Here is a 3386-nt window from a genome sequence, read left to right as displayed (position 1 = left end):
ATATATTATTCAAAACTATGTAATTCTTTTCATAGTTTTTCTAAAATTACTTTTGATTTAACTAATGATGAAAGTTGTGTTTTTGTAGCATTTTGCAATAATTGTCAAGTTGGAAATTGCTGTAATATTTTATTTTGTAATTGTAAACCAATTCCTGGTACTGATGATAAAACACTACTTATCATTGATTGACTTCGTTTTGTTTTATGATATTTAATTGCATAATTATGAACTTGATCTTGTAATTTACTCAAAAATAAAAAACAAGCATCAGTTTTAGGAATATTAATAATTTGCATTTTATCATTTATAATTTTATCAGTTTGATGTTTTTTATTTTTAACTAATCCAATAATAGGAATTGTTAAGTTTAATAATGTTAGTTGTTCTAATGTAGCACTAATTTGTGGTTTTCCACCATCAACAATAATTAAATCAGGAAGTGGCAATTTATTAATAACTAAGTGATGATATCTACGATAAATCATTTCACAAAAACGATGATAATCATCAATAATTTTTGGATCTAATAAAAATTTGCGATAATCATTAAAACTAGGATTACCATTCTTATAAACAATCATACCGCCAACACTAGCACTTTGTTGAAGATTAGAAACATCAAAAACCTCTAAATGATTTAAATTAGGAATTTTTAATCATTGTGATAATACTTTCATCATATTTAACGGTGCATTAAATTGATTAGTTTGTAAATAATTATTTCATGCGTAAATGGCATTGGTTTTTGCCAATGTTAAAATATGTTCTTTTGTTCCTTTAATTGGATTAATAAATTTTATTTGTGGAAATAATAATTTTAATTGTTTTAAATCAATATTTGATGGTAAATATATTTCATTTGGCAATGTATTTTTACTATATAGTTGTTGACAATAATTACGAATTAAATCTTGAATTTCTAAGTAATTATTTTGAACTATTTGTTCATCTTTAGCTTGCAATTTACCATTACGATAAAATAAAGTAATTAAAACAACCATTTCATCTTCAATTAAAAAATTAATAAAATCGCGATTTCCATAATCTTGAAACTCAACAACTTGTTGTGATAAAAATAAATCTATTTTTGATAACAAAATTTTAATACGATTAGCATTTTCAAATTGTAAGTTTTCAACACTAATATTCATACTATTAATTAATATTTTTTTAACAGCAGTAACATTCCCTTTGAAAAATTGATCAATTTTACTAATCATATCTTCATAATAAGTAATAGGTACTGATTTAAAACAAGCACCAGAACATTGCTGTAAATGATAATATAAACAAGGTTTACCAAGATTACCAGCACATTTTCGTAATGGAAAAATTCGTTCCAATAACTTTAAAATTTCACGCGCACCAGTACCATCTGGAAATGGTCCATAATAATGTCCCTCTTTTTTAGTAGCACTACGTACATAACGATATTGTGGATCACGATTATTAGTAATTTGAATATAAGGATATTTTTTATCATCTGCTAACAAAATATTATATTTAGAATGATGTTTTTTAATCAATGTTTGTTCTAAAATTAAAGCCTCTTTTTCATTAGATGTCGTAATGTATTCAACATCATGAATATCATTAACTAATAACATTGTTTTAAAATTACTGGCTTTATTTAAATATGAAGTTACTCGTTTTTTTAATGAATTAGCTTTACCAACATAAATTAAATTATTATGTATATCTTTAAATAAATAACATCCAGCAATATTAGGTAAAAGTTTAATTTTCATTTGTAGTAAAGATTTTTCTGCCATTAGTTCACCTAAATTTATTAACAAATTAAAAGATACTTTGATTTTAACATTAATATAATGTTTTATCCTAAAGTAAACTCTTAATTTTATTCATTATTAATTACTTATGATTCGTTATTAATAATAGTTTCGTTATCATTAAGAATTTCACGATTTAAAATACTATCTTCTAAACTTTTTTTAACTACCAGAGTACCTTTGCTATTACTCATTACATCTTTTTGTTTTTCAGGGTCAATTTTACCAAAAGGAGTTAAATAACTATTTTCATTAAAATAAACAATAGGCGAAGAAGGTTTATTGATAATGTCACTATTATCATTTTGTTTTATTTCATTTTGTTTTATTTCATTTTGTTTTATTTCATTTTGTTTTATTTCTGCTTTTTTTACTGGTGATATAAGTGGTTCTTTCTTTGATTCCTTATTGAAATTATTTTCTTTTCTAAAAGATTTTTTAACTTGTTTATCAATTAATAATTTTTCTTTTTTTAACTTAATATGTTTTTGTTTTAAATCAGCATTTATTTTATTTTTTTGCTTTTTATTTTTATTATTAATAATAATTTGTTTAATAATTTGTTTCATTTTGCTAAAGAAAATAAAAGGTTTATTAAAAATAAATAAACAAGTTAAAGAAAAAATACTAATAAAGTTTGCAATTAAATTAGTAACAAAAAAACCATAATTAAAAATACCTATTAAAACATTACTAATAATGCCACCAGTAGCATATGCTGGAAAAAAGGTTTCAACACTAAAATCTTTAAAAGAAATTGGTGAAGCAAAAAAACCTAGATAATTATTTATACCATTTGTATTTCATCATGTTTTAACGTATATTTCACTAATATTTAATAGGTTTAAATTATAATAACTAGTTCATAAATTATTCTTTCCTAAAATTATTAAAGTTAAAGTTTGCGTTGTCCAACAACTAATCACTAAAAATAAAAAATAAACAAAAATATACTTCAATTTAAATTGCATGCGATAACCAAAAGCTAAAGGAATAATCATTAAAAAAAGAAAGAAATAAACAACATATTTAATTCACCCAAATAAAAAAGAAAAAAGAAAATCATCAAGCACTTTACCAATTATTGAAAATCTAGTTAAACTAACTATTAGGAAAAAGAAGATTACTAATAAGAAAAAAAGTAATCCAACTTCATCACCACGAGATTGAGATTTTGATATTTTAATGCCATTTTTAATCATAAGAACATCACCTCTTAACATTCTCCACAAAATAACTTATAAAAATAGTATAACATAATTGATATATGTAATATCTTTCTATAATCGATTTTTGATTTATTATTGCAAAAAACAATATTAATTTTTTAATACTTTTATCATAAAAAATGTATTATTTAAATTTCATATTCATTATTTTCTAGATTTTAAAAATTTAAAATAAATCATTTTTCTTATTTATATAAAATTTATTTAACAATTAATTTATATAATATTATATAATCATTGTAAACTTAATATAAGTTTTACCCGTTGCTTTATTTAAAGTAAAATGGGTTTTTATTTTCTAATTTTAAAGGGGACATAAATAATGTGGGGTTTTAATAAAAATAAAAAAGAAGAACAAGAAAGA

Annotated in this window: 2 protein-coding genes; both read right to left on the bottom strand. The window is 21.7% G+C overall.

The window, feature by feature from the left end:
* Positions 1-5: 5 nt before the first annotated feature.
* Positions 6-1775 carry an excinuclease ABC subunit UvrC gene (uvrC, locus tag M0D11_RS05380; RefSeq protein ID WP_252320794.1) on the bottom strand — a complete coding sequence of 590 codons (1770 nt, stop codon included), beginning with the start codon at positions 1773-1775 and terminating at the stop codon, positions 6-8.
* 104 nt (positions 1776-1879) lie between these two features.
* A complete protein-coding gene (locus M0D11_RS05375; RefSeq protein ID WP_252320792.1) occupies positions 1880-2995 on the bottom strand; it encodes a hypothetical protein in 1116 nt (371 codons plus the stop codon).
* Positions 2996-3386 lie beyond the last annotated feature (391 nt).

Origin of the sequence: Spiroplasma endosymbiont of Lariophagus distinguendus, assembly GCF_023846195.1 — a bacterium.
Lineage (GTDB): Bacteria > Bacillota_I > Bacilli_A > Mycoplasmatales > VBWQ01 > Spiroplasma_E.
This window is presented reverse-complemented; position numbering and strand designations above follow the sequence as displayed.